Source organism: Pseudaeromonas sp. HNCC25DJ180 (assembly GCF_055413345.1).
In genome coordinates, this window is sequence record NZ_JBVAYF010000015.1 from 35,715 (window position 1) to 60,962 (window position 25,248).

Here is a 25,248-nt window from a genome sequence, read left to right on the forward strand (position 1 = left end):
TGAGCCCGCTTCGGCGGGCTTTTTTCTCACTGCTTAATGGCTGATGCAGGGGCGGCCCCTGGGGCAACGCAAGTGAGCAACACAAGGAGAGAAGCATGATCAAGATGCAGGATTTCAAGCGTCTGTTTACCTTGGCGCTGGGAGATAAACCGCAAGAGAAGGAGTTGAGCATGGATGAGGCCAATATTCTGAGCTTGGTGGCGGCCTTCGGTGGCAAGGAGAACATCTTCAGCTTTGATGCCTGTCTCACACGCCTGCGCGTGGAGGTGAAGGCGCTGGGGTTGGTCAACAGTGCCAAGCTGCAGCAACTGGGTGCCATAGGCGTGGTGATAGTGGGGCATGAGGTGCAGGCCATCTTTGGCAAACGTTCGGACAATCTGCGCCGGGAGTTGGAGAGCTGGTTTGAGTTGGGTGATCTGGATCACTAATGTGGTGGTAGCGGTTTCCCTTCTATTTGGGGAGGCGCTATAGTCTATCTCGGAACTACTTTGTTATCCCGCTGCTTGGCCATATTGGGAATATGTCACTCAATATGGCCACTTTTTTTGCCAAATCTCGCCATTCCCTCTAATTTCACCCACTGTCACCGCAAGGTGCACTCCAGCCGAGGCCGTGTGTCGGCTCCCTCTTTCTGCTGGGGAAAGATCTTTTTTATAAATTTGTGTAACCGTTATCACTCTCTGCCTGGGGTGACTCTGTTATCTTGGTCGCCTTGGAGGGGGACTCTGTCTGAGTTGCCTCGTTGTCATAATTGACTCAATAAAAGGATGATCTGACCATGTCGATGACCCGAATCATGCCGCGCCAGCTGGGGCCCTGGCCTAGGGCTGTTCTCTGCTATTTGTTGTTGTCTGGGCTGCTGGTGGGGTGTGGCGGTGGTGGCACTCCGGCGGCTAGCCAGAGCAGCAGTGACACAACTCGCCCGTCAACCAGCACGCCATCAACGACGCCATCTACCACACCATCAGCCTCGACGCCGTCGACCTCAACCCCCTCGACTGATGACTCCGCTTCCAACATTGCTGGCTCAAGCGGTGATACGGCTGCCGTTGAGATGAGCGGTGCCTTGACGACGCGCGGCGTGGATCTCTCCATGCTCGACGCGGTAGAGCAGGCGGGCGGCAGCTTTCAACAACATGGCGTGACCCAGGATCTCTTCACCCTGTTGCAGGCGCAGGGGGTGAACCTGGTGCGTCTGCGCCTGTGGGTGGATCCTAAGTCGGCCACGGGTGTGGCCTATGGTGGGGGCGATAGCGATCTGGCTCGCGTGACGCGACTGGCCAAGCGGGCCAAGGCGGCCAAGATGCGCTTCCTGCTGGATCTGCACTACAGCGACTTCTGGACTGACCCTGCCCAACAGTTCAAGCCCAAGGCGTGGCAAGCACTGAGTGATGATGCCCTGGTCGCCCAGGTTAAGAGCTACACCCAGCAGATGGTCACTGAGTTGATTGCTCAGGGCGTGGCTCCTGAGTATGTGCAGGTCGGTAATGAGCTCAACTCCGGCCTGTTGTGGCCAACCGGCAAAAACTGGGGTGATGGCAGTGGCGGCTTTGACATGCTGGCCAAACTGCTCAATGCCGGGATCTCGGGAGTCCGCGCTGCCGAGACGGCTGCGGCTCGAGTTAATGGCGCCAAGATCATACTGCACCTGGCCAAGGGGGGGGACAATGGTACTTTCCGCTGGTGGTTTGACGAGATCACCAAGCGCAATGTGCCCTTCGATATTATCGGGCTCTCCTACTACCCCTATTGGCATGGCCCTATGAGTGGTTTGCAGAGCAACATGAATGACATGGTGAGTCGCTATGGCAAACCCCTGATGATAGTGGAGACGGCTTATGCCTTCACCACAGATAACGCCGACTCGCTGGGTAATGGCTTTGGCCCTAATGAGGCGACGAGTGGCGGCTATCCGGCGACCCCGGCTGGTCAGCTGAATTTTCTGCAGGATCTGCGTGGGGCGCTGAAGGCGGTGCCCAATCAGCTGGGGCTGGGCTTTGTCTATTGGGAGCCGGACTGGTTGCCGGTCGATGCCACCTGGGCCAGCGATGCCGGTATGAGCTACCTGCAAACCTCGGGCAATGTGGGCAACGCCTGGGAGAATCAGGCGCTGTTCGACTTCCACGGCGATGCGCTGCCCGCTCTGGCCGCGTTTGCTGCCCCGTGAGAGACATGGGTTAAGAGCACCGCAGCCAGATCTGCGGGCTGAGATGAGAGGCGGGATCGGTTAGCGATCCCGCTTTTTTCATGCCACTTGGTCTAGTGGTCGACAGCGGGAATAAACTGGGGTCAGATAACTAAAACGCGATCGATAAATTGAAGTGAAGGGGAGTGGCTATGCTGATCCGTAATGTGCGTCTGGCCAATGAGCCTGGGTTGTGGCAATTGCTGATCCTGGATGGCTGCTTTACCCAGATTAGTCCGATGGCCGACGATCTTGGCTACGAGGGCCCCAGCCTGGATGGGGAAGGGGGGCTGGCCATGGCGCCCTTTGTCGAGCCCCATATCCATCTGGATGGCACCCAAACCGCCGGGCAACCGGCCTGGAACCGCTCCGGCACCCTGTTTGAGGGGATCGAGCGTTGGGCCGAGCGCAAGGCCACGCTGACCCACGAAGATGTGAAGCAGCGCGCCTGGCAGACCCTCAAGTGGCAGATGGCCAATGGCATCCAGGCGGTGCGCAGCCATGTGGATGTCTCCGACCCCTCCTTGCTGGCGCTCAAGGCGTTGCTGGAGGTGAAGGCCGAGGTGGCCCCCTATCTGGATCTGCAGTTGGTGGCCTTTCCCCAGGAGGGCATCCTCTCTTATCCCAATGGCGAGGCGCTGCTCGAAGAGGCGCTGCGCCTGGGCGCCGATGTGGTGGGGGCCATACCGCACTTCGAGTTCACCCGCGAGCTGGGAGTGGAGTCCCTGCACAGGGCGTTTGCCCTGGCCCAGCGCTACGACAAGCTCATCGACGTGCACTGTGACGAGATCGATGACGAGCAGTCGCGCTTCTTGGAGACGCTGGCCTGGCTCACCCAGCGCGATGGGCTGGGGGCGCGGGTGACGGCCAGTCACACCACCGCCATGCACTCCTACAACGGCGCCTACGCCTCGCGGCTGTTCCGGCTGCTGAAACTGGCGGATCTCAACTTTGTCGCCAACCCGCTGGTGAACATCCATCTGCAGGGGCGTTTCGACGACTACCCCAAACGTCGCGGCATCACCCGGGTCAAGGAGCTGCTAGCGGCCGGGCTCAATGTCTGCTTCGGTCACGATGATGTGTTCGACCCCTGGTATCCGCTGGGGACGGCCAACCTGCTCCAGGTGCTGCATATGGGTCTGCATGTCTGTCAGATGATGGGGTATGAGGAGATAGATGAGAGCCTGCGGCTCATCTCCAGTAACAGTGCCCGCACCCTGCAACTGGCCGATTATGGCATCGAGCTGGGCAAGCGTGGCTCGCTCATCATCTTGCCCGCCGAGTCGGGCTTCGATGCCCTGCGCCGTCAGGTGCCGGTGCGTTACTCCATCCGCGATGGCCGGGTGATTGCCCGCTGCCGTCCGGCCGAGTACGAAATTGAGCTGGAGCCAAGCGAGCGCGTCGATTTTCGCCGCCCATAAAAAAGGCGCGATCCCAGTTATGCGTTGATAGATCCAGCTCAAATGTAGGCCTGGAGTCCGGACGAGCGCAGACTCGATGGTGGCATCCCTGCCACCAACGGCCTGCTTTTCGTCCAGACTCCACTCCTCTAACGAGCGGTTCCGATCCATCACAGCGACTTAGGTAGCGCTAAGCTGACCCTCTGCGCTAGGGATGGCGCGGCGGAGCCCCCATGGATGGGTTCACGGCGAGTCAGCGTGCGCCACCTTGTCGATGTAGCTGGGACGCTCAACAGGTAACTGGGCCAGAGCCATAAAAAACGGCCCCGCGGGGCCGTTCTGGTTTATGGCGTAGATGAAGCGACTGGGTGCTTACAGCCAGGCGGGTTGCTTGGCTTCAAAGGCATCGATGTCGTCGCCGTGCTGCAGGGTCAGACCGATATTGTCCAGACCGTTCATGATGCAGTAGCGGCGGAACTCGTCGATCTCGAAGTCAAAGCTCAGATCCCCGGCACGTACCTGCTTGTGTTCCAGATCGACCGTGATGGTCTGGCCTTCATTGGCTTCTACCAGCGTGAACAGGGCATCCACTTCCTCGGCCTTCAGACGCACCACCAGCAGACCGTTGTTCAGCGAGTTGCCGTAAAAAATATCGGCAAAGCTGGGGGCGATAATGGCGCGCAAACCGTAGTCGGCCAGCGCCCAGGGCGCGTGTTCGCGGCTGGAGCCGTTACCGAAGTTTTCCCGGGCCAGCAGGATACTGGCACCGGCGTAGCGCGGGGCGTTCAGCACGAACTCGGGGTTGGCGTGCTCACCGGCATCATCCAGGAAGCGCCAGTCGTGGAACAGGTGCTTGCCAAAGCCCAGCTTGGAAACCTTCTGCAGAAACTGCTTGGGGATGATCTGGTCGGTATCGACGTTGGCGGCATCCAGTGGTGCGGCCAGCCCGGTATGTTGTTTGAACTCTTGCATGGCGCTCTCCTTACAGCTCGCGAATATCGACAAAGTGACCGGCAATCGCCGCCGCAGCCGCCATGGCCGGGCTCACCAGATGGGTGCGCCCGCCGCGGCCCTGACGACCCTCGAAGTTACGGTTGCTGGTGGCGGCACAGCGCTCGCCCGGTTGCAGGCGGTCATTGTTCATGGCCAGGCACATGGAGCAGCCTGGCAGACGCCATTCAAAACCCGCCTCGACAAAGATCTTGTCCAATCCCTCTTCTTCGGCCTGTTTCTTCACCTGCTGGGAGCCCGGAACCACCAGGGCTTGTACGCCGGCTGCGACCTTCTGACCCTTGGCCAGCGCCGCCTTGGCGATATCGGCCGCGGCGCGCATATCTTCGATGCGGCCATTGGTGCAGGAGCCGATGAAGACCTTGTCGATGGCCACCTCGGTGAGCTTCTTGCCGGCCTCGATAGCCATATACTCCAGCGCCTTGGCGCAGGAGTGCTGGGCAACCGCATCGCTGAAATCACTGGGCGCCGGGATAGCTTGATCGATGCCGATCACTTGACCCGGGTTGGTGCCCCAGGTCACCTGCGGCGCGATAGTGGCGCCATCGAGTTCGAGTACCGCATCAAACTGGGCGTCAGCATCGGTGTGCAGGGTGCGCCAGCTGGCGACGGCAGCCTCCCAGTCGGCATCCTTGGGCGCAAAGGGACGACCCTTGAGGTAGGCGAAGGTGGTTTCGTCCGGTGCAATCAGACCGGCTTTGGCACCCATCTCGATGGCCATGTTGCAGACTGTCATCCGCTCTTCCATGGTCAGCGCGGCGATGGCTTCACCACAGAACTCCACCACATAACCGGTACCACCGGCTGTGCCTGTCTTACCGATAATGGCGAGTATGATGTCCTTGGCGCTGATGCCAGGGGCAACCTTGCCCTTGATCTCGATCTTCAGGGTCTTGGCGCGGGATTGTTTCAGGGTCTGGGTGGCCAGCACATGCTCCACTTCCGAGGTGCCGATGCCGAAGGCCAGGGCGCCGAACGCGCCGTGGGTGGCGGTATGGGAGTCGCCACAGACGATAGTGGTGCCCGGCAGCGTCAGACCGATCTCCGGGCCCATGACGTGAACCACGCCCTGCCACTTATGGCCCAGGCCATAGAGGGGCACACCGAAGTCATCGCAGTTCTGGATCAGGGTCTGCATCTGCACCCGGGCCATCTCGCCGGAGGCGTTGATGTCGCAGGATTGGGTGGAGACGTTGTGATCCATGGTGGCCCAGGTGCGATCGGTACGGCGTACCTTACGGCCCATCTGGCGCAGGCCGTCAAAGGCTTGCGGGCTGGTCACTTCATGGACCAGGTGGCGGTCTATGTAGATGATGGGGGTTTCGCCGGCGGCCTCGTGGACCACATGGGCTTCAAAAACCTTCTGATAAAGCGTCTTGGCCATGAATTAAATCTCCCGGATGCGGGCAGCGATCTGGCTACCCATGTCGCTGGTGCTTTGTACTGGATGCTTGCCGGCGCCTTGCAGCAGGTCACCGGTCAGGTAGCCTGCGGCCAGGGTCTCGGCCACGGCGCGCTCTATGGCCTGGGCGGCGGCTTCTTGCTTGAAGCTGTAGCGCAACATCAGGGCGGCGGAGAGGATCTGGGCCACCGGATTGGCGATACCCTTGCCTGCGATATCCGGCGCCGAGCCACCGGCTGGCTCATAGAGACCAAAGCCATCGGCGTTGAGGCTGGCTGAGGGCAGCATGCCCATGGAGCCGGTGATCATGGCGCACTCGTCGGAGAGGATGTCACCGAACAGATTGGAGCAGAGCAGGATATCGAACTGGGAGGGATCCTTGACCAGCTGCATGGTGGCATTGTCGATATACATGTGCTGCAGGGTGACGTCCGGGTACGCCTTGGCCACTTCGGTCACCACCTGACGCCAGAGTATGGAGCTTTGCAGCACGTTGGCCTTGTCGATGGAGGTGACTTTCTTGCGGCGCCCGCGGGCCGACTCGAAGGCGATCTTGGCGATGCGCTCGATCTCGTATCTGTGATAGACCTCGGTATCGAAGGCCTTCTCCATGGCGCCTTCGCCTTCACGCCCCTTGGGCTGGCCGAAGTAGATGCCGCCAGTCAGCTCGCGCACACAGACGATGTCGAAGCCGCGATCGGAGATATCGGCGCGCAGCGGGGAGAGGGCGTTCAGCCCTTGGTGGATCTGGGCCGGGCGCAGGTTACAGAAGAGCTTGAAGTGACCGCGCAGGGGCAGCAGGGCGCCGCGCTCCGGCTGGTCGTTAGGCGCCAGGTGCTCCCACTTGGGGCCACCGACCGAGCCGAACAGCACGGCGTCAGCGGCTTCACAGGCTTCCAGCGTGCTCTTGGGCAGCGGGCAGCCGTGGTTATCGATGGCGATGCCGCCCACGTCATGCTCGCTGAACTCGAAGCTCATGTCGAAAGAGGTAGATACCGCGGCCAGTACCTTGCGGGCTTCGGCCATGACTTCCGGGCCAATGCCATCGCCGGGCAGTACGGCGATCTTGTAACTTCCTGTCATCAGATAGTCTCCAACTTGGATTTTTGCGAAATTTGTTCTTTTTTCTCCGCCACCTGGCAGGCGCGGTGGATGTTGTTCATCACATGGACCAGGGCCTGGGCGGACGACTCCACTATATCGGTAGCCAATCCCATGCCGTGGAACTTGCGTCCCTCATACTCGGCGACGATATCCACCTGACCCAGGGCGTCTTTACCTTCGCCCTTGCTCTTCAACTCATACTTGTCGATGCGGATGTCGTAGCCTGTGATGCGGTTGATGCACTGATAGACGGCATCGACCGGGCCATTACCGGTGGCGGCTTCACACACCATATCACCGCTCACTCTCATGCGTACGCTGGCGGTGGCCATCACGCTGCCGCCGGAGAGCACGCTCAGGTAATCGAGCTTGAATTGCTCGGGCTCCTCCTGGATCTGACTGAAGAAGAGCAGGGCTTCCAGATCATAATCGAACACCTGCCCCTTCTTGTCGGCCAGCTTCAGGAAGCTGGTATAGAGCTCGTCCAGATCGTAGCTCCCCTCGGCGTAGCCCATCAGCTCCATGCGATGCTTGATCACATGGCGGCCGGAGCGGGAGGTCATATTCAGGGTGTTCTGATTCAGACCTATGCTCTCGGGGGTGATGATCTCATAGGTATTCTTGGCTTTCAGTACGCCATCTTGATGAATACCCGAGCTATGGGAGAAGGCGTTGGCGCCGACTATCGCCTTGTTGGGCTGGATCGGCATGTTGCACAGGCGACTCACCAGCTGACTGGTGCGGTGTATCTCCTGATGCTTGATGTTGGTGGTGAGCCCCAGCAGGTCGGCGCGGGTGCGTAAAATCATCGCCACCTCTTCCAGCGAACAGTTGCCGGCCCGCTCGCCTATGCCGTTCAAGGTACACTCGATCTGGCGGGCGCCCATCTGCACGGCGCTGATGGAGTTGGCTACCGAGAGGCCCAGATCGTCGTGGCAGTGTACCGAGATGATGGCTTTGTCGATGTTCGGCACCCGGTTGAACAGGGTCTGGATGATACCGCCAAACTCCGAAGGGACGGTATAACCGACCGTATCCGGGATGTTGACCGTGGTGGCACCGGCCTTGATAGCGGCTTCCACCATGCGGCAGAGATTGTCAATCGGCGTCCGGCCCGCATCTTCACAGGAGAATTCAACATCATCTGTGAATTTTCTTGCATATTTAACTGCATTTGCACCCATTTCCAGCACATCTTCGAAGCTCTTGCGCAGCTTGCTCTCCACATGGATGGTGGAGGTGGCGAGGAAAGTGTGGATGCGGAACTGTTCGGCCACCTTCAGCGCTTCGGCGGCGGCGAAGATGTCCTTTTCCAGGGCGCGTGAGAGGGCACAGACCCGGCTATTTTTCACATGACGGGCTATGGTCTGTACCGATTCAAAGTCGCCAGGAGAGGAGATCGGGAACCCCACCTCCATGACGTCAACCCCCAGCCGCTCCAGCGCCAGCGCGATTTGCAGCTTCTCTTTGACCGTCAGGCTGGCGGCGAGTGCCTGTTCGCCGTCTCGTAAGGTGGTATCAAATATGATGACCCGATCTGACATGATGACATCCTCTCTTGTCTATTCGTCCGTGCGCCAGAAAGCTGTAATAAAAAACCCGTGCTGGCGCACGGGTTTGTGTGAAATTTGGTCTGCTGACATTCAGCTACGACTAACCCGCGCGAGATACCACGTTTAGGCTTAGTAGTAGTAGCAGATGAGCAAAGCGCATATTTAAGCAAAGTCCTTCTGGGCAATGGCTAATAGCAATAGCGATTTTTCGAAAAAAAGTCAACTGATCTATCCCCTGGCGCTGTCATCAAGTTGTGACATTTCGGTCAAGGCGCTGTCATCTGCAGCGCCTAGTCTGGCCTCTATGGGGTGAAAAAACCGTCAATTAACCGTAGGCGGTACACAGAGCTCCGTTGTGTTTGAGGCCACCAGGAGGGCAAGCCATGAATCACATCACCCGTTGGGATCTGCGTTTGAGCCAGCTCTGTCTATTACATGGCTATAACCAGCTGCAGGCCAGGCTGAGCCGACTGATATCGCGCACTGGCGATGGCCCCCTCTATCTGTTGCTGGCCTTGGGGCTCGCCTGGTGGGATGGGGCCCGTGGCCAGCTCTTCTTGCTGACTGGCCTCACCACCTTTGCCATCGAGCTCCCCCTCTATCTGTTGTTGAAGAATCGGATCAAGCGCGAGCGGCCCAGCGGCCTGCCGGTCTTCATTCGCCCCTCGGATCGCTACAGCCTGCCCTCGGGCCATACCGCCGCGGCGTTTGTCATGGCTTGTCTGGTGGCCAACTTCTATCCAGCCGCGGCGGCAGGTGCCTTTCTCTGGGCGCTGTTTATTGGTGCTTCTCGCCTCCTGTTGGGCGTGCACTATCTGACCGACCTCATAGCCGGAGCCTTGCTGGGTGCTAGCTGTGCCGGTTTGGTTCTACTGTAAGGATTATTGATGCGGATACTTTATGGCGTGCAGGGAACCGGCAATGGCCACATCAGTCGCTGCCGCTCCTTGGCGGTGGCGATGCAACGGCACGGCATTGAGGTGGATTTTCTCTTCAGTGGTCGTGCGGCCGATGCCTATTTCGACATGCAGGAGTTTGGCGCCTACCGCGCCTACCCTGGGCTCACCTTCTTCAGCCATGATGGTCAGGTGGACTTGTGGCAAACCCTGCGGCAAAACCGCCCGCGCCAGTTCTGGCAAGATATGCAACAGCTGGATTTTTCTGGCTATGACAAGGTGTTCAGCGACTTTGAGCCCTTGACCGCCTGGGCGGCCAAGCGGCAGAAGGTACCCACTATCGGCATCAGCCATCAGGCCTCCTTTGGCTATGGCATTCCCCGCGCCGGGGACGATCTCGTCTCCCGCAGCATAATGCGTCACTATGCGCCGGTCACCAAGGCGGTGGGACTGCACTGGTTCCACTTTGGCTTTCCCATACTGCCGCCCATCATCGACTCGATCGTCCCCGAGCGTGAGGATGGCACCATACTGGTTTATCTACCCTTTGAGTCGACCCGGGCCATCCACGAGCTGCTCTCCCGCTATCGCGGTGTCGAGTTTCGTTGCTATCACCCGGATATTCATCAGCCTCATGTGGTCGGCAATATTCACTACTACCCCCAGAGTCGAGATGCCTTCAAGCAGGCGTTGGCGCGTAGCCACGGTGTCATCTCCAATGCCGGGTTTGAGCTGGCCTCCGAGGCCTTGAGTCTGGGCAAGAAACTGCTGCTCAAACCCCTGCAAGGACAGTTTGAACAACAGACCAACGCCATGACGCTGGAGATGTTGGGGTTGGGCGAGGTGATGCAGAGCCTGGATCCGGGGGCGGTGCGCAGTTGGCTCAATAGTGAGGCGCCCGGTTGTGTGCACTATCCGGATGTGGCCGATGGTATCGCCCGCTGGTTGGCAGCCGGTGGGAATGAGCCCATCAGCCTGCTCATCGAACGCATGTGGCGGCGGGTCAGTTTCCCCGAGTTAGTCTGTGATCGTCTGGCTGAGTTAGGTATGGCTGAGACCATGGGTTGCACCTTGCCGCTGAAAGCCTGAGCCCTCGCCAACTCTCTGCTAGGCTTTAAGGTGATACCGAGTCGTTTTGCTATCTCCTGCCTGTGGCAAGAGGTAGCCAAGGTCAGGAGGTGATCTATGATGTTCAAGAATCAACGAGGCGAAGAGGTGCATCTGGCCGATAATTTGACGCTGGAGGAGCTGGCGACCATGGGGATGTCCATCCAGTTAACGGAGCAATCCGACAAGGAGCATCAGATTTGGCAAGACGAAGGGCTGGAAGAAGAAAAGCCTAGCGATTGAGTGCTCATAACCGGGGCACCACTGAGTTAGAAGCCCGGCCAGTCGCCGGGCTTCTTGCTGCTATCTGCGGAGGTATGTCCAGCTTCTATCGGCAGAGAGGCGAGGATGTTTTGTTTTTATCTGTAAAAAAGCCATTTCCCGGAAAATAGATAAAGTTATCTCTTACTCTAACCAGATAATATCTGGCTGGTTGCGGCGGCTCTGGCGTTATGTGCAAGGATGGTGAATTGCTGCACTCTTATGATGCGGCAAATCCATGGACAAGCAGCACGAAGCGGGGTAAGGTCAATTTTCCATTCTCAGTCTGTGACAGGGTTTTGCTCGAATAATAACCCGTCTATTCAAAAGGTTATGCTGAGTCGCCCCAATCAGGGGACTGAGCATAGCCTTACCTGTCAAGCGAGCTTGGCGCAAGGGAGCCGATATCCCACCGACCTTACAAAGTAAAGCCTGGAGGGCTTGTATCATGGAGATGTTATCAGGCGCGGAGATGGTGGTTCGTGCGCTGGAAGACGAAGGGGTGGACCATATCTTTGGTTACCCCGGCGGTTCGGTGCTCGATATCTATGACGCCCTTTTTGAAAATAGCAAAATTGAGCATGTGTTAGTGCGCCATGAGCAGGCGGCTATCCACATGGCTGATGGTTTTGCCCGTTCGACCGGCCGGGTCGGCGCAGCGCTGGTGACCTCAGGTCCAGGCGCAACCAACTGTATTACCGGTATTGCCACCGCCTACATGGACTCCATTCCTATGGTGATCCTCTCCGGTCAGGTGCCAACCACCCTGATCGGCGAAGATGCCTTCCAGGAAGTGGACATGATCGGTATTTCGCGTCCTGTGGTGAAACACAGCTTCCTGTGTAAGACCGCGTCCGAAATCCCGATGGCCATCAAGAAGGCGTTCTATATCGCCTCCACCGGCCGTCCCGGCCCTGTGGTGGTGGATTTGCCCAAGGATGTGCAGAACCCGAAAGAGAAGTTCCCCTACGAGTATCCCAAGTCGGTCAGCATGCGCTCCTATAACCCGAGCAAAGCCGGGCATAAGGGGCAGATCAAGCGTGCGGTCAAGATGTTGGCTGAAGCCAAGAAGCCGGTACTCTATGTGGGTGGCGGCGCCGTGCTCTCCAACGGCAAGGAGCAGGTCCGTCGTCTGGCTGAGCTGTTCAGCCTGCCGGTGACCAGCACCTTGATGGGGCTGGGTGCCTTCCCAGGAACTCACAGCCAGTTTGTGGGTATGCTGGGTATGCACGGCACCTTCGAAGCCAACAACACCATGCACAATGCGGATCTGATTGTGGCCATTGGTGCGCGTTTTGACGATCGGGTCACCAACAATGTGGCCAAGTTCTGTCCTCACGCCAAGATAATCCATGTGGATATCGATCCCACCTCCATCTCCAAGACGGTGCAGGTAGATGTGCCTATCGTGGGTGCGGTTGATACCGTACTGGATCAGATGCTGGAGGCTGTGGCCGAACTGGGACTCGAGATCGATGATGGTGCGCTGGCGGATTGGTGGGAGCAGATCGACGGTTGGCGTGCCAAACGTTGCCTCTCCTACGAGAAGAGCAGCAGCATCATCAAGCCACAACAGGTGATCGAGACGCTCTACAAGGTGACAGAAGGCAAGGCCTATGTGGCCTCGGATGTGGGCCAGCACCAGATGTTTACGGCCCTCTACTACCCGTTTGCCGAGCCACGGCAGTGGATCAACTCAGGGGGCCTCGGCACCATGGGCTTTGGTCTGCCGGCCGCTATGGGGGTGCAGTTTGCTCACCCGGATGCGGTGGTCGCCTGTGTGACCGGAGATGGCTCCATCCAGATGAACATCCAGGAGCTCTCTACCTGTCTGCAGTACGGTATTCCGGTGAAGATCATCACCATGAATAACCGCGCCCTGGGCATGGTCAAGCAGTGGCAGAAGATGTTCTACGGCGGTCGTCACAGCCACTCCTACATGGAATCCTTGCCGGACTTCGTCAAACTGGCTGAGGCGTATGGTCATGTGGGGATCAAGGTGGATGATCCTGCCAAACTGGAAGAGGCGATGGAGTATGCCTTCTCGCTGAAGAACCGCTTGGTATTCATGGATATCGCGGTTGATCCTGACGAGCATGTGTATCCGATGCAGATCAAGTTTGGTGGCATGGATGAGATGTGGTTGAGCAAGACGGAGCGTACCTGATGCGACATTTAATTTCAGTTTTACTGGAAAACGAATCCGGTGCCCTGAGTCGTGTGGTCGGTCTGTTTTCCCAACGCGGTTATAACATCGAAACCCTGACTGTGGCACCGACCGAGGATCCGACCCTGTCGCGGATGACGATCGTGACTTTGGGTGATGAGCGGGTGATAGAGCAGATCACCAAACAGCTGCACAAGCTGGTGGATGTGCTCAAGGTCTCCGACATTACCGAAGGCAGCCACATAGAGCGTGAGATCATGCTGGTGAAGAGCCGGGCCAACACCCCGGACTCACGGGATGAGGTGAAGCGTCTGGCCGAGATCTTCCGTGGCCAGATAGTGGATGTCACCTCCGAGCTCTATACGGTGCAGTTGGTGGGGACCAGCGACAAGCTGGATGCCTTCATCGGCACCCTGAAGCAGGCCACCGAGATTGTCGAGGTGGTGCGCAGCGGCGTCTGTGGTATTGCCCGCGGCGAGCGCGCCCTGCACGCCTGATCGAATCCCCTGAAACTTGTAATATCCCAAACCCGCTTCGGCGGGTTTTTTTCGATCATGGAATCTAGAACAGCCAAACACTGCGCAGCAGCAGGCGCTCAGATTCCCGCAACCCGTTTTCCACCTGCAGGTCAGCCCCCCAACTGAGTTGTAACTGCCATGTCTTGCTCACCATCTGCTGATAGCCAATCCGGTAGCGGCCATTATTCCTGCCATTGTGTTGAGCCTTGCCGTCAAGGCTGGTGGCGCTGGCCCAGTCATGCAGATAGGAGGCAAAAAGCTTGCCGCTTGGCGTGAGCTGGTAGCGCAGATGGTACTGCAGGGTCAGCAGGGGCTGCTGCTTGAGGCTATGGCCGTTCAGGTAGTCATCGTTTTCGCCAAAGAGCTGGATATCCCCCAGCAACTCGTTGCTTAACTTGGGAGAGAGGTGGAAGGCGTAGCCGCTGTTGAGGCCGACGCTGTAACGGTTCTCGCCAAAATTGTAGGGGCGGGAGGGGTCATACTCTCCGGTGGGTAGGGAAATATAGGGGGTTAACCCTAAAAATTGCCCCTTCTTGAGATCATGCAGGGGCCAGTAGGTCATGCCCAGCAGCAGATCGCTACAGCCGCTCTGGCTGCCCCAGCTTGTCAGTGCCCTGGCGCCCCGATTATTGCCACAATAAAATGAGAAGCTGGCGGAAATGGCGCTTCCCTCCACGGGCAGATGGTAGCGCCCCCGCACCTGCACCAGATCCAGGATCAGCAGCGGATCCAGGGGCAATTTCTTCCCCTTGCTGTAGAGGGCATCCCGCTCCAGATGGGCATAGGTCAGATCCAGAATTCGGGTGCCTGCTGGCTGGGGGGTATAGGTACCGGGTTGTAACTCGACGGCCAATAGGGGTGAGGCGTAGGCAACGACTAGAAGGGTGAGCAGGGGGGCTGTAGTTGAACCGGCAGTTTTCATCGTCAACTCCAGCTGAGGAATCTGAAATAAGTTTAGGCGATCCTTACGCAAAAACAGTCTTTCCTGTGCCGGGGGGCTGAGTATGTCACTCCATGAATTTTCTGGGTTTTTCATCGGGCATGAGTAGAATGTCGACCAATGATGAACAACAAGAGGTTTCTGGAGATGAAGAAGGGTTTATTGGCGGCAGCTTGTCTGCTGGCCCTGGTTGGTAAGAGTCAGGCGTCAGATCTGAGCCTGGGTCTGGGGGCTGACTACTGGTATCCGACACCGACTGGTCAAATCCAGGGGGTCGGCTCTAACTACGATGACCCCTCCTTGTGGACCTATTGGGTCGATCTGCGCCACGGCTTTCCCTTTCTTCCTAACGTCAATCTGCAGCACTCGGATCTGAGCAGCCAAGGGAGTGGGCTTAGCAATGAGCTGGGGGCCTGGGATCTGGCGCTCTATTACCGGTTGTTTGATAACGATCTGTTCGGGATTGGCGGTGGCTTGGATATCCGTCAGTTGGATGGTGACTTCAACGGTAAGAGTTACAAAGATACCATCCCCATGGCTTATCTGCAGGCCGATGCCAATATTCCCGGTACTACGGTTAGCGGCTTTGCCGATGCGCGGGTTTCTTCCTGGGACGGTAACCACTCCCATGACTATCGTATCGGTATGGCTATGGAGCTGGTCGCCAAGTTCAAGCTGCGCGCCGGTTACCGCAACGTGCGCATGGATGATGAGATGGATGGTGTGGAGTTTGCCCAGCGCATGGATGGCTGGTTTGCCGGGGCGGAATACCGCTTCTAACTCTTCTGTTATCAGATGAGGTCAAAAAGGAGCACTTTTGTGCTCCTTTTTTATATCCGAGTTCAACCGGGACACCCACTTTCGTGAGTTCATTCGTGAGTTCAACGGGGACACCCACTTTCGTTGGTACTCGTCCCTGAGGCCTAAGGTCGGCTTAAAGGTGATCCCGTCACCGCATTCATGAGCCATTAAACCCTATGGTGGATGACCAACATGATTAGGGATCAGCGGCCTTAAAATGGGTTATTTATATCGTTTATGTCTAAATGGAATTAAAAATGCGGTTTTGTTCTTTGATAAGCATATAAGCACTCCTTAAGCTGGGACCATCAGAGTAGAGGGAAATCGGCGATATGACTTCAAAGGGAACACAAGCAGCGGTACTGCCCGTACCGCAACTCTCCAGACTGGCCGAGGCCGTGGCCGGATTTTCGGCTCATGAGCTGATCTGGGCCAGTGGTTATCTGTTTGGTCTGGCCCAGGCCGGTGGTGCTGTGGCTGCCGGTGGCGATGCGGGTGTGGCCACCACCGCCAGTGTGCCAGCGGGCACGCTTACCATTCTTTACGGCTCCCAGACTGGCAATGCCAAGGGCGTGGCCGAGTCCATCAAATCGCAGGCGTTAGGCAAGGGGCTGCAGGTGCAGCTTGCCAGCATGAGCGACTTCAAGCCCAAGCAGCTGAAAAAAGAGACCCATCTTATCGTTGTCACCAGCACCCTGGGTGAGGGCGAGCCGCCGGAGAACGCCGTGGATCTGCTCGGTCAGCTCAAGGCGGGCAAGCTGGGCAAGCTCGATGGTCTTAAATTCGCCGTGCTGGGGCTGGGCGACTCCTCTTACGAATTCTTCTGCCAGGCGGGCAAGGATTTTGATGCCCATCTGGAGCAGGGTGGTGCCGAGCGTGTGCTGGCCCGTGCCGATCTTGATGTGGATTATCGCGCCGCTGCCGCCGAGTGGGCCGAGCAGGCGGTTTCTGCCCTGGCTGCTACCTTAGGTGGCTCTGCCTCTGCCGCCTCTGGAATCGCATCAGGGGTGGCCGGTGTTGCCACGGCTCATAGCCAGTACGACAAGTTCAACCCCTATCTGGCGATGCTCTCTACCAACCAGAAGATCACCGGCCGCGACTCCACCAAGGATATCCGCCATATCGAGATCTCGTTGGAAGAGTCTGGCATCAGCTATCAGCCCGGTGATGCCCTGGGTGTCTGGTTTGATAACGATGCCGCCCTGGTGGCCGAGGTGCTGGCGCTGACTGGCCTCTCCGGTAGCGAAAGCGTGAGCGTGGAAGGCAAGAGCCTTGCGCTTAGCGAAGCCTTGACCCGCCACTTCGAGCTGACCCGTCTGCATGGCGGCTTTATCAGCGGTCTGGCGGAGCACTCTGACAATGCCGAGTTAAAGGCCATTGCTGCCGACAAGGCCCAGACCACGGCGCTGGCGGCTTCTGCCCAGATCGTCGATGTGCTTAAGCGTTATCCGCAGGCACTGGCCGCCGAGCAGCTGGTGGCGCTCTTGCGTCCGCTTACCCCGCGCATGTACTCCATCGCCTCATCTCAGGCCGAGGTAGAGGAAGAGGTGCATCTGACCGTCGGTGTGGTGCGTTACCCGCAGGCCGATGGCACGGTGCGCTCCGGCGGTGCTTCTTCTTACCTGGCCGATCGTCTGGCCGAGGGGAGCCAGCTGCGAGTGTTTGTCGAGCATAACGATAACTTCCGTCTGCCGGAGGATGGCAATACGCCGGTCATCATGGTGGGCCCGGGCACCGGCATTGCGCCGTTCCGCGCCTTTATCCAGCAGCGTGACGCCGATGGCGCCAGTGGCAAGAACTGGCTGATTTTCGGCAACCCCCACTTCACCCAGGATTTCCTCTATCAGGTGGAGTGGCAGAAGTACGTCAAGTCCGGTCTGCTTTCCAAGATCGATCTGGCCTTCAGTCGCGATCAGGCGCAAAAGATCTATGTGCAGGATCGCCTGCGCGAGCAGGGTGCCGAAGTCTATGCCTGGCTGGAGCAGGGTGCCCACTTCTACGTCTGCGGCGATGCCAATCGCATGGCCAAGGATGTGCAGGAAGCCCTGATCGATATCATTGCCCAGTACGGCAACAAAGATCGCGAAGCGGCCGAAGAGTATTTGAATGAATTGCGTCGCGCCAAGCGCTACCAGAGGGATGTCTACTGATGAGCTACCAAACTGTTCCCGGCCCGGTTGAAGGGCCTCTGGCTGACAACGAGCGCCTAAAGCGCGAGAGCAACTTTCTGCGTGGCACCATAGAGCAGGATCTGCGCGATCCCCTCACCGGCGGCTTCAACGGCGATAACTTCCAGCTGATCCGCTTTCACGGCATGTATCAGCAGGATGACCGCGACATCCGTGCCGAGCGCGCCCAGCAAAAACTCGAGCCGCTGCATAACGTCATGCTGCGCGCCCGTATGCCCGGCGGCATCATCACCCCGACCCAGTGGCTGGCCATCGACGAGTTTGCCCGTGACCATACTATGTATGGCAGCATCCGTCTGACCACGCGCCAGACCTTCCAGTTCCACGGCGTGCTCAAGCCCAATATCAAGCTGATGCACCAGACCCTGAACCAGTACGGCATGGACTCCATAGCCACGGCAGGGGATGTAAACCGCAACGTGCTGTGCACCAGCAATCCGGTGGAGTCCAAGCTGCATGCCGAAGCCTACGAGTGGGCCAAGGCCATCTCCGAGCATCTGCTGCCCAAGACCCGCGCCTATGCCGAGATCTGGCTGGATGGCGAGAAGCTGGGGCCGGATGAGGAGCCAATCCTCGGCTCCAACTACCTGCCGCGCAAGTTCAAGACCACGGTCGTGATCCCGCCGCACAACGATATCGATGTGCACGCCAACGATCTGAACTTCGTGGCCATTGCCGAAAATGGCGAGCTGGTGGGCTTTAACGTGCTGGTGGGTGGCGGTCTGGCCATGACTCACGGCGAGAAGGAGACCTTCCCGCGCAAGGCCGACGACTTTGGCTTTATCCCCAAGGAGCACACGCTAGCGGTGGCGGCGGCTGTGGTCACCACCCAGCGCGACTGGGGCAACCGGGTCAACCGCAAGAACGCCAAGACCAAGTACACCCTCGAGCGCGTCGGTGTCGAGGCCTTCAAGGCCGAGGTGGAGAAGCGTGCCGGTGTGAAGTTTGCAGATAGCCGTGCTTATGAGTTCACCAGCCGTGGCGATCGTTTCGGTTGGGTAGAGGGCATCGATGGCAAGCACCATCTGACCCTGTTTATCGAGAATGGCCGTATCCTGGATTTCCCTGGCAAGCCCATCAAGACGGGGCTGGCCGAGATTGCCAAGGTGCATCAGGGCGATCTGCGTATGACGGCGAATCAGAACCTGATCATCGCCGGCGTCCCCGCCGAGCAGAAGGCGACCATCGAGGCGCTGGCCATCCAGTATGGTCTGTTGGCCCCGGTCTCCAGACAGCGCGAAGAGTCCATGGCCTGTGTGGCCCTGCCGACCTGCCCGCTGGCCATGGCCGAAGCCGAGCGCTTCCTGCCCGCCTTTGTCACCCAGATCGAAGGGGTGCTGGCCAAGCACGGCATACCGGATGAGAGCATCATCTTCCGTGTCACCGGCTGCCCCAACGGTTGCGGTCGCGCCATGTTGGCGGAGATCGGTCTGGTGGGCAAGGCGCCGGGGCGCTACAACTTCTATATCGGTGGCAACGTGGCGGGCACCCGTATTCCGCGCATGTACCGCGAGAACATCACCGAGCCGCAGATCCTCGCCGAGATCGACACGCTAGTGGGCCGCTGGGCCAGCGAGCGCGAGGCAGGGGAGGGCTTTGGTGACTTCGTGATCCGCGCCGGTATCGTCAAGCCGGTGATCGATTCTGCGAGAGACTTCTATGACTAAGCGGTTGGATCTGGAGGGCCTGCTGGCCCTCACGAAAGAGCAGCAGGTGGCGGCCCTGGCGGATACCAATGCCGAGCTTGAAGCCTTAAGCGCCCAGGAGCGGGTGGCCTGGGCTCTGGAGCATCTGCCGGGCGAGTTTGTGCTCTCCTCGAGCTTTGGCATCCAGGCGGCGCTGATGCTGCATCTGATCAGCCAGCAAAAGCGCGATATTCCGGTGATCCTCACCGACACCGGCTATCTCTTCCCCGAGACCTACCAGTTTATCGATGAGCTTACCGAGCGTTTGCAGCTTAACCTGAAGGTCTACCGTGCCGAGCTGTCGGCCGCCTGGCAAGAGGCGCGCTACGGCAAGCTCTGGGAGCAGGGCGTCGAAGGGATTGAGCGCTACAACCAGCTGAACAAGGTCGAGCCCATGGCCCGGGCCTTGAGCGAGCTGAACGCCAGGACCTGGTTCTCCGGCCTGCGCCGCGAGCAATCCGGCAGCCGTGGCAACCTGCCAGTGCTGGCCATCCAGCGCGGCCGCTTCAAGTTCCTGCCGGTCATCGACTGGAGCAATAAGGATGTCTTCTACTACTTCAAGGAGCACGACCTGCCCTACCACCCACTCTGGGAGCAAGGCTACCTCTCGGTCGGCGACACCCACACCACCACCAAGTGGGAACCGGGTATGAGTGAAGAAGAGACCCGCTTCTTCGGCCTAAAACGCGAATGCGGGCTGCATGAAGGGGGTTGATGACAGTCCTGTCATCGCTGTAATTGCCAAGGGCGCCGAGAGGCGCCCTTGGTGTTTGCGTTGCTGGCCGCGTGGCCCGCTGCCGGGCTTGGCAACTGAGCTTGCGAAGCTTTTGTCTTGCTCCCTCCCCTTTTTTCAAGGGGAGGGCAGGGGCGGGGTTTGCGCGTACCTGTCTGACTACACCAACCGTTCGCCCTGAGCTTGTCGAAGGGTTGTCAAACTCGGTTTTGTTGATCTGGTTCCGCCCCTTGGCTAGGGAGAATTGCCAACCTGCCGTTGGCGGGGGCGGCAAGGGGGAAAAGGCCTCGCTACGCCATCCATGGCTTCGCAATCCGCTCGGGCTATCCTTGCCCTCGCGCCAAATCGGGGCCGGAATACTCAATTCCGTCCAAACCCCGATTTGGCCCCTCGGCCCGACAAACGGCTTGGGGTTTTGCGGATTTTTGGCTAAAAACCGGGCAAAGCTTGATCTGGCTTAATCCTTGGCGGTTTCATCTGAAAAACGTTTGCGTTAGCCTAGAGCCATATAGCTATCAAGCTGGTGAGGTGGCGCAGCCATCTCGCTATCGGTGATGTGACAGCTGCAAGTTGAAGGCGTAATTTCACTCTGGAATGCGGAGAACGCCAATTATTCGATGGTTGTTTTTTAATAAAAAGATTATTTTCACAAGGGATAAATCATGGATAGTAATCTAATAACACTAGATTTTCTTAATGTCGAAAGAGAAAAAACATGGGCTAGGCTGGTTGAGTTAGAGGAGCTGGTTACTAAGAAAACACCTGAAATCGAAAAGGAAGCAAGACAACACTCCAAAAAAGCTGCTGAGTTTAAAAACAAATGCTTCGAACACAAGAATACTCTTGAATCGTTAGTTGCAAATGTAAATGCTAAAATCAATGGCATTGAGAATAGCTATGCTTCTGTATCGCAAAAAATTGATTTTATAAATAGCACAACAGAAACTGCGCAAAATTGTATCGAGATAATAGATGCTTTAACAAACAAAGTGGATGTAATTAATTCTATCTATGAAAATAAAGATGATTTAACGCAGAGGCTTTCTGATTTAGAGTCATTTTATACTTCGGGTAAGGATTTAATATCAAAAATTAATGCTGCCTTCACAAATATCAATAAACGGAAAAGTGAAATTGACGATCTGTATTATGAAATATATGGATATGAAGAAGAAGACCCTGAGACGAACGAAGAACGTCATATTGATGGATTAAGAGATCAACTAGAATATTCATACAAGCAAATTAAAGATGAGATGTTAAATATAAGGAAAGAATTATCTGGTTTTCAAGTGATGGCTAAGAATGAATTTCAACACCATCTAAACTCTTGCAAAGAAAATTTAGATAAGTCAGTTGAGCGGAGTGAGTCTGAATATGGTTCTATTTTAACGAAAATAAAATCATTGCTACCTGGAGCACTCACTGCTGGACTTAGTCATGCTTATTCAGAAAAAAGAATTGCAGAGCTTGCAGAAATAAGACGTTCAGATGCAAGCTTTAACTGGGCATTGCTCGGTCTTGTAATGGTTTCAATTATACCTTTTGGTGTTAGCATCTATATGATGTACCAAGGGAAAACGTTGGAAGCTGTTATTCTTGATATTCCTAGGATTGTTTTGGCAATATTGCCGATATATTTACCTTTTCTATGGCTTGCATATTTTTCTAACAAAAGAATCAATTTATCTAAGCGTTTGGTTGAAGAGTATACGCATAAGGAAGTTTTGAGCAAAACATTTGAAGGCCTCTCAAGTCAGATACAGGAAATAGAAAGCGATAGTATTTCAACAGAGTTGAAAATAAAGTTGTTATACAATGTTCTTGATGCAAGCCAAGAAAACCCTGGTAAGTTAATATCTGATTACAATAAGGCAGATCATCCGATTATTGATGTATTGGATAAGAGTACAAAACTTACCGACTCCATAGAAAAACTTGATAAAATCCCTGGCTTTAAAAGTCTTATAAAAGTAATTGAAAGTAAATCAGAAGATGTTAGAAATGCAATTGAAAGAAAAGTTAATGATGGCTTGCAAGCTACAATGAAATCGAGTGAGAGGAGTGATGAGGCTAGCTCATAGGTTAGGTTTAATAGAGTTATGGTTGGGGCTGTTTTATTATTTCTCGGCTAACTTAGAACGAGACATCTTAAAACGGGCCGAACTGGACACCCACTTTGGGAGTAATAAACGGCTGGACGGGGGCAAGGACACCCACTTCGGGAGCGTGAGCTGGACTTGCGGGACTGAATTGGACACCCATCCTGCTGCTACGGCCATGCCGGTTCTTCTCTTTGTCGCTCCCGCGTAGGCGGGAGTCCAGGGCTCTGGATCCCCGCCTGCGCGGGGATGACGGCTCGGGTGGCAAGCCGTTTATGGTGCGCTGATTGGTTCCGTTCATGGGACGGGGGAAAGGACACCCACCCCAGTTTGCTGTATATAAAAACAGTGCCTATGCTTTGATCATGGTAGTTCTGTTGGAGTGGATGATGACCCTCCCTCGCAGTCAGCTGATTTGCACATCCTCCACGCCTTACTATCACTGTATCTGCCGCTGTGTGCGCCGAGCTTTTCTGTGTGGCGAGGACAGCTTGACCGGCAAGGATTACAGCCATCGCAAAGGTTGGGTGCTGGAACGATTATCCTTGTTGGCGGAGGTCTTTACCATAGAGCTATATGCCTATGCGGTGATGTCCAATCATTACCATCTGGTCATTAATATTAATAAAGACAAGGCATTAGCACTGACCGATGACGAGGTTATCTCCCGCTGGGGGCGCCTGTTTTGTGTGCCAGGTATGGTTAAAAACTGGCAGAAAAACAACGCCGAAGAGGCTGAAACCGAGGTAGTACAGAAGCTGGTTGCTCTGTGGCGTCACCGCCTTTGCGATGTCTCTTGGTATATGCGTTGTCTGAACGAACACATTGCGCGTTTGGCCAACATTGAAGATGGTTGCAAAGGTCGGTTTTGGGAGGGACGGTTCAAGTCCCAAGCAATACTGGATGAACCGGGGCGACTGGCCTGTATGGTGTATGTTGACCTCAATCCACTGCGAGCAAGTCTGGTATTAGCACCGGAAGAGTCGGCTGACGTTTCCATCCATCAACGGCTAGCGGAATCAAATGAACCTGAAATAGAGTCTAAAGGAAAGTTGCCAAGGTTACTTCCCTTTGCAAGTGGCAAGCCTGAGCCAGAGAGCCTGCCCTATACCCTCAAGGATTACCTGCTGCTATTAGACTGGACGGGAAGAGTGCGCCGTTATGACAAACGGGGAGCTATTGCTGCCGATGTACCTCCAATTTTGTCCCGGCTGGGAATTGATAGCAGTAGCTTCCTGTCTGAGCTGGCGATAAAGCAGTTGTCACACGGTACAGTCATCGGATTGGTCACTGGCGCCGCCGCTCATGCCAGACTCACCAGTCGACAGAATGTCCGGGGCGGTTTGCTAAGGCCGACCTTACTGCAATAAGCCCATCTGCTTCTGTTATCCAATGCGATTAACCGGGAGTCCATGCGCTCTTTGACGGCGTTTGGAGTGCGCTGGGCGCCCTTCGCTGTTTTCCAGCAAAAGCAGCTTGTAGGTGTTGTTACCGGGCATCAACGTATTTCAGATTGAATACGTTTCTGGAGCTGGAGCTTCGGTGAAGCTGGAAGTGGGTGTCCCCTCGTCTCCCTGGAAGTGGGTGTCCCCTCGTTCCTGTTCTTTCCTCGGTGTCCCCCTCGTTCTTTCCTCTCAGCCCAACCTTGGTGATTGATATCAAGGGTTATCGGCGGAGAGACTTTGTTGGTAAGGCACTTCTTCAATCAGGATCTCGTTAGGCTTTCTGGTTTTTCTTTGTACCAGTATCACAAAAGCGATCAGGGAAAGGGTGGCCCAATAGGGTAATTGGAAATAGCTACAACCAATGCCTATGATGGCCCCAGCAACAATGCTAAGAAATAATCGCTTTGGCGAGCAGCTACTGCGACCTTGCTTAGCCAAAAGAGTCTTTACTGGAACGCCATCTTTGGCCAGGGAACATTCAAGCCAGAATGTGAAACAACCTTGGGTCTTGAAGGTGACCGAATATGGTTCCTCATCGATTGCAAAATTATGGACGCTGATGCGGTTGCGCCTATTTTTTTGTTCGGACACAAGGGTATTGTCCACGTAGATCCGCTCAAGACCGGATATTCCAGAGCCCCAAGCTCTGACAGTCATGGAGCCAAGGGGAAAAACAAACCAGGCACCTTTTCCAAGGCTTACTTGCGATGTGTCAGGTATTGATTCCATTGCTTTTTATATGCTCCATACGTTGTGATGACGAGGCTGATTATTTGCTTTGCTCTTGAGCGCCACATGCCTTCTGCCGTGGCAACAGGCGGCGCAAAACGAAAAACAGTAGCCAGCAGGTGATGAGGCCTAAGGGGATGGCGGCAAACATCTGGCCCGGGCCGACATTGCGTTGCCAGAGCGGTTGAATACCCGTGGGGGTGACGCGGTAACGGCTCCAGAAGGTGTAGTCATCACCGCGATAGATGGTTTCTATCTCTTGGCCGGGCTCCTGACCTGACGGGGTTGAATGGATAACGCGGTAGCTCAGGTTTTCGAATTTGCCGCGCTTAACGCTGGCGCTTTGGCTTGGTAATTCGAAGCGGTACGCCTTGTTCTTGATTTCGCTTAGCAGCACCAGCTCAAAGGGCTGATTCTCCGCGCCGGGCGTGACGGCCACATAAAAACCGTAATCAGGCTCGGCTCCGGGGGCGAGTGTCACCCCATTGTTGATGCAGAGCTGATAGATAAATAGCAGCACCAGGCCGATCAGCGTCACGGCAAAGGCCAGCTTGCTATGGGCGATATAGCGCAGGATTAGGAGCAATCGGGTCTTCATTGGGCGGTTCCGCTAATGATCGGTGGATGAGGGGCGCTGTTGATTGACATTAAATCACGCAATCGGAATTTCTTGGCACTGATCTCCAGCAAGCCATCGCTGAAATAGAGCCATAGGGTTTTATTCTTGAGATAACCGTTGGCGATATGGCCGGCGCCCAGGTTCTGTTTCAGGGCCGCCAGATCCAGGGTGCTGTGAAAGCGCGAGACGCTCTGGCACTCGATAAGCCAGCGTTGGCGCTGTCTGGCCTGCTCGTCCGGGTAGAGGTCGATCTCCAGCGTGACAGTGGCGTTCCCCTGCTTATCCAGGCCAAGGATAAGCGAGATCAGATTGCCATCATGCCAGAGCAGATCATCCAGAGTGGGGGTCATCTTATTTCCTGTCGTGTTGATAGCAGTGGGTTGCATAGGTGTTCTCGTTGG

The 25,248-nt window shown here is 56.4% G+C and carries 22 protein-coding genes; 14 read left to right on the plus strand and 8 right to left on the minus strand.

Features of this window, described 5'->3' with window-relative positions:
* The first annotated feature begins 95 nt into the window (after positions 1-95).
* From ACZYTD_RS14100 to ACZYTD_RS14110, 3 genes are all read left to right on the plus strand, one after another.
* Entirely contained in the window at positions 96-428 is a 333-nt protein-coding gene (locus tag ACZYTD_RS14100) for a glucose PTS transporter subunit EIIB (protein WP_463892936.1), read from the plus strand.
* Between the two features lie 350 nt (positions 429-778).
* Entirely contained in the window at positions 779-2,167 is a 1,389-nt protein-coding gene (locus ACZYTD_RS14105; protein WP_463892938.1) for a glycoside hydrolase family 53 protein, read from the plus strand.
* A 170-nt stretch (positions 2,168-2,337) separates the two neighbouring features.
* The gene (locus tag ACZYTD_RS14110) at positions 2,338-3,606 is read left to right on the plus strand and encodes a cytosine deaminase (RefSeq protein WP_463892940.1); all 1,269 of its coding nucleotides are present in this window, start codon (positions 2,338-2,340) and stop codon (positions 3,604-3,606) included.
* Positions 3,607-3,957: 351 nt separating this feature from the next.
* On the opposite strand, the gene leuD is transcribed toward ACZYTD_RS14110, so the two are convergent.
* From leuD to leuA, 4 genes are read right to left on the minus strand one after another with little or no spacing between them, the layout of a single operon-like run.
* On the minus strand, positions 3,958-4,557 hold the full coding sequence (gene leuD, locus ACZYTD_RS14115; protein ID WP_463892941.1) for a 3-isopropylmalate dehydratase small subunit: 600 nt from the start codon (positions 4,555-4,557) through the stop codon (positions 3,958-3,960).
* Positions 4,558-4,567: 10 nt separating this feature from the next.
* Positions 4,568-5,980: a 3-isopropylmalate dehydratase large subunit gene (gene leuC, locus ACZYTD_RS14120; RefSeq protein ID WP_463892942.1), complete on the minus strand. Its 1,413-nt coding sequence runs from the start codon at positions 5,978-5,980 to the stop codon at positions 4,568-4,570.
* A 3-nt stretch (positions 5,981-5,983) separates the two neighbouring features.
* Entirely contained in the window at positions 5,984-7,081 is a 1,098-nt protein-coding gene (gene leuB, locus ACZYTD_RS14125; protein ID WP_463892944.1) for a 3-isopropylmalate dehydrogenase, read from the minus strand.
* Complete coding sequence (gene leuA / locus ACZYTD_RS14130) at positions 7,081-8,646, minus strand: 2-isopropylmalate synthase (protein ID WP_463892945.1); 1,566 nt, start codon at positions 8,644-8,646, stop codon at positions 7,081-7,083. Before leuA ends, leuB begins: the two co-directional genes overlap by 1 nt.
* Before the next feature lie 392 nt (positions 8,647-9,038).
* Here leuA and ACZYTD_RS14135 point away from each other — a divergent pair, with 392 nt between their 5' ends.
* The 5 genes from ACZYTD_RS14135 to ilvN all read left to right on the plus strand — a co-directional run bounded on the left by ACZYTD_RS14135 (position 9,039) and on the right by ilvN (position 13,583).
* Positions 9,039-9,533: a phosphatase PAP2 family protein gene (locus ACZYTD_RS14135; protein WP_463892947.1), complete on the plus strand. Its 495-nt coding sequence runs from the start codon at positions 9,039-9,041 to the stop codon at positions 9,531-9,533.
* Positions 9,534-9,542: 9 nt separating this feature from the next.
* Positions 9,543-10,640, plus strand: a complete 1,098-nt coding sequence (locus ACZYTD_RS14140; protein ID WP_463892949.1) for an MJ1255/VC2487 family glycosyltransferase — start codon at positions 9,543-9,545, stop codon at positions 10,638-10,640.
* A 96-nt stretch (positions 10,641-10,736) separates the two neighbouring features.
* A complete protein-coding gene (locus tag ACZYTD_RS14145; protein ID WP_463892950.1) occupies positions 10,737-10,901 on the plus strand; it encodes a hypothetical protein in 165 nt (54 codons plus the stop codon).
* Between the two features lie 466 nt (positions 10,902-11,367).
* A complete protein-coding gene (locus ACZYTD_RS14150; protein ID WP_463892951.1) occupies positions 11,368-13,086 on the plus strand; it encodes an acetolactate synthase 3 large subunit in 1,719 nt (572 codons plus the stop codon).
* Positions 13,086-13,583 carry an acetolactate synthase small subunit gene (gene ilvN / locus ACZYTD_RS14155; protein WP_463892953.1) on the plus strand — a complete coding sequence of 166 codons (498 nt, stop codon included), beginning with the start codon at positions 13,086-13,088 and terminating at the stop codon, positions 13,581-13,583. The genes ACZYTD_RS14150 and ilvN overlap by 1 nt, the downstream gene beginning before the upstream one ends.
* 64 nt (positions 13,584-13,647) lie before the next feature.
* Here ilvN and ACZYTD_RS14160 read toward each other — a convergent pair whose 3' ends face one another.
* Entirely contained in the window at positions 13,648-14,526 is an 879-nt protein-coding gene (locus ACZYTD_RS14160) for a transporter (RefSeq protein WP_463892954.1), read from the minus strand.
* A gap of 165 nt (positions 14,527-14,691) precedes the next feature.
* Here ACZYTD_RS14160 and ACZYTD_RS14165 point away from each other — a divergent pair, with 165 nt between their 5' ends.
* From ACZYTD_RS14165 to ACZYTD_RS14190, 6 genes are all read left to right on the plus strand, one after another.
* On the plus strand, positions 14,692-15,324 hold the full coding sequence (locus ACZYTD_RS14165; protein WP_463892956.1) for a TIGR04219 family outer membrane beta-barrel protein: 633 nt from the start codon (positions 14,692-14,694) through the stop codon (positions 15,322-15,324).
* 353 nt (positions 15,325-15,677) lie between these two features.
* Positions 15,678-17,495: an assimilatory sulfite reductase (NADPH) flavoprotein subunit gene (locus tag ACZYTD_RS14170; protein ID WP_463892957.1), complete on the plus strand. Its 1,818-nt coding sequence runs from the start codon at positions 15,678-15,680 to the stop codon at positions 17,493-17,495.
* Positions 17,495-19,201 carry an assimilatory sulfite reductase (NADPH) hemoprotein subunit gene (gene cysI / locus ACZYTD_RS14175; RefSeq protein ID WP_463892959.1) on the plus strand — a complete coding sequence of 569 codons (1,707 nt, stop codon included), beginning with the start codon at positions 17,495-17,497 and terminating at the stop codon, positions 19,199-19,201. The genes ACZYTD_RS14170 and cysI overlap by 1 nt, the downstream gene beginning before the upstream one ends.
* The gene (locus ACZYTD_RS14180) at positions 19,194-19,934 is read left to right on the plus strand and encodes a phosphoadenylyl-sulfate reductase (protein WP_463892961.1); all 741 of its coding nucleotides are present in this window, start codon (positions 19,194-19,196) and stop codon (positions 19,932-19,934) included. Before cysI ends, ACZYTD_RS14180 begins: the two co-directional genes overlap by 8 nt.
* A 680-nt stretch (positions 19,935-20,614) precedes the next feature.
* Positions 20,615-22,036: a hypothetical protein gene (locus tag ACZYTD_RS14185; RefSeq protein WP_463892962.1), complete on the plus strand. Its 1,422-nt coding sequence runs from the start codon at positions 20,615-20,617 to the stop codon at positions 22,034-22,036.
* Positions 22,037-22,545: 509 nt separating this feature from the next.
* Positions 22,546-23,424, plus strand: a complete 879-nt coding sequence (locus tag ACZYTD_RS14190; RefSeq protein WP_463892964.1) for a transposase — start codon at positions 22,546-22,548, stop codon at positions 23,422-23,424.
* Positions 23,425-23,712: 288 nt separating this feature from the next.
* Here the strand turns inward: ACZYTD_RS14190 and ACZYTD_RS14195 are convergent, their stop codons facing one another.
* Genes ACZYTD_RS14195 through ACZYTD_RS14205 form a run of 3 tightly spaced genes read right to left on the minus strand, consistent with a single transcriptional unit; the run spans position 23,713 to position 25,197 of the window.
* Positions 23,713-24,228, minus strand: coding sequence for a hypothetical protein (locus ACZYTD_RS14195; RefSeq protein ID WP_463892966.1), 516 nt, complete (start codon positions 24,226-24,228; stop codon positions 23,713-23,715).
* A 40-nt stretch (positions 24,229-24,268) separates the two neighbouring features.
* Positions 24,269-24,826 (minus strand): hypothetical protein, encoded by a 558-nt coding sequence (locus ACZYTD_RS14200; protein ID WP_463892968.1) that lies wholly within the window; start codon positions 24,824-24,826, stop codon positions 24,269-24,271.
* Positions 24,823-25,197, minus strand: coding sequence for a hypothetical protein (locus ACZYTD_RS14205; RefSeq protein WP_463892969.1), 375 nt, complete (start codon positions 25,195-25,197; stop codon positions 24,823-24,825). The genes ACZYTD_RS14200 and ACZYTD_RS14205 overlap by 4 nt, the downstream gene beginning before the upstream one ends.
* Positions 25,198-25,248 lie beyond the last annotated feature (51 nt).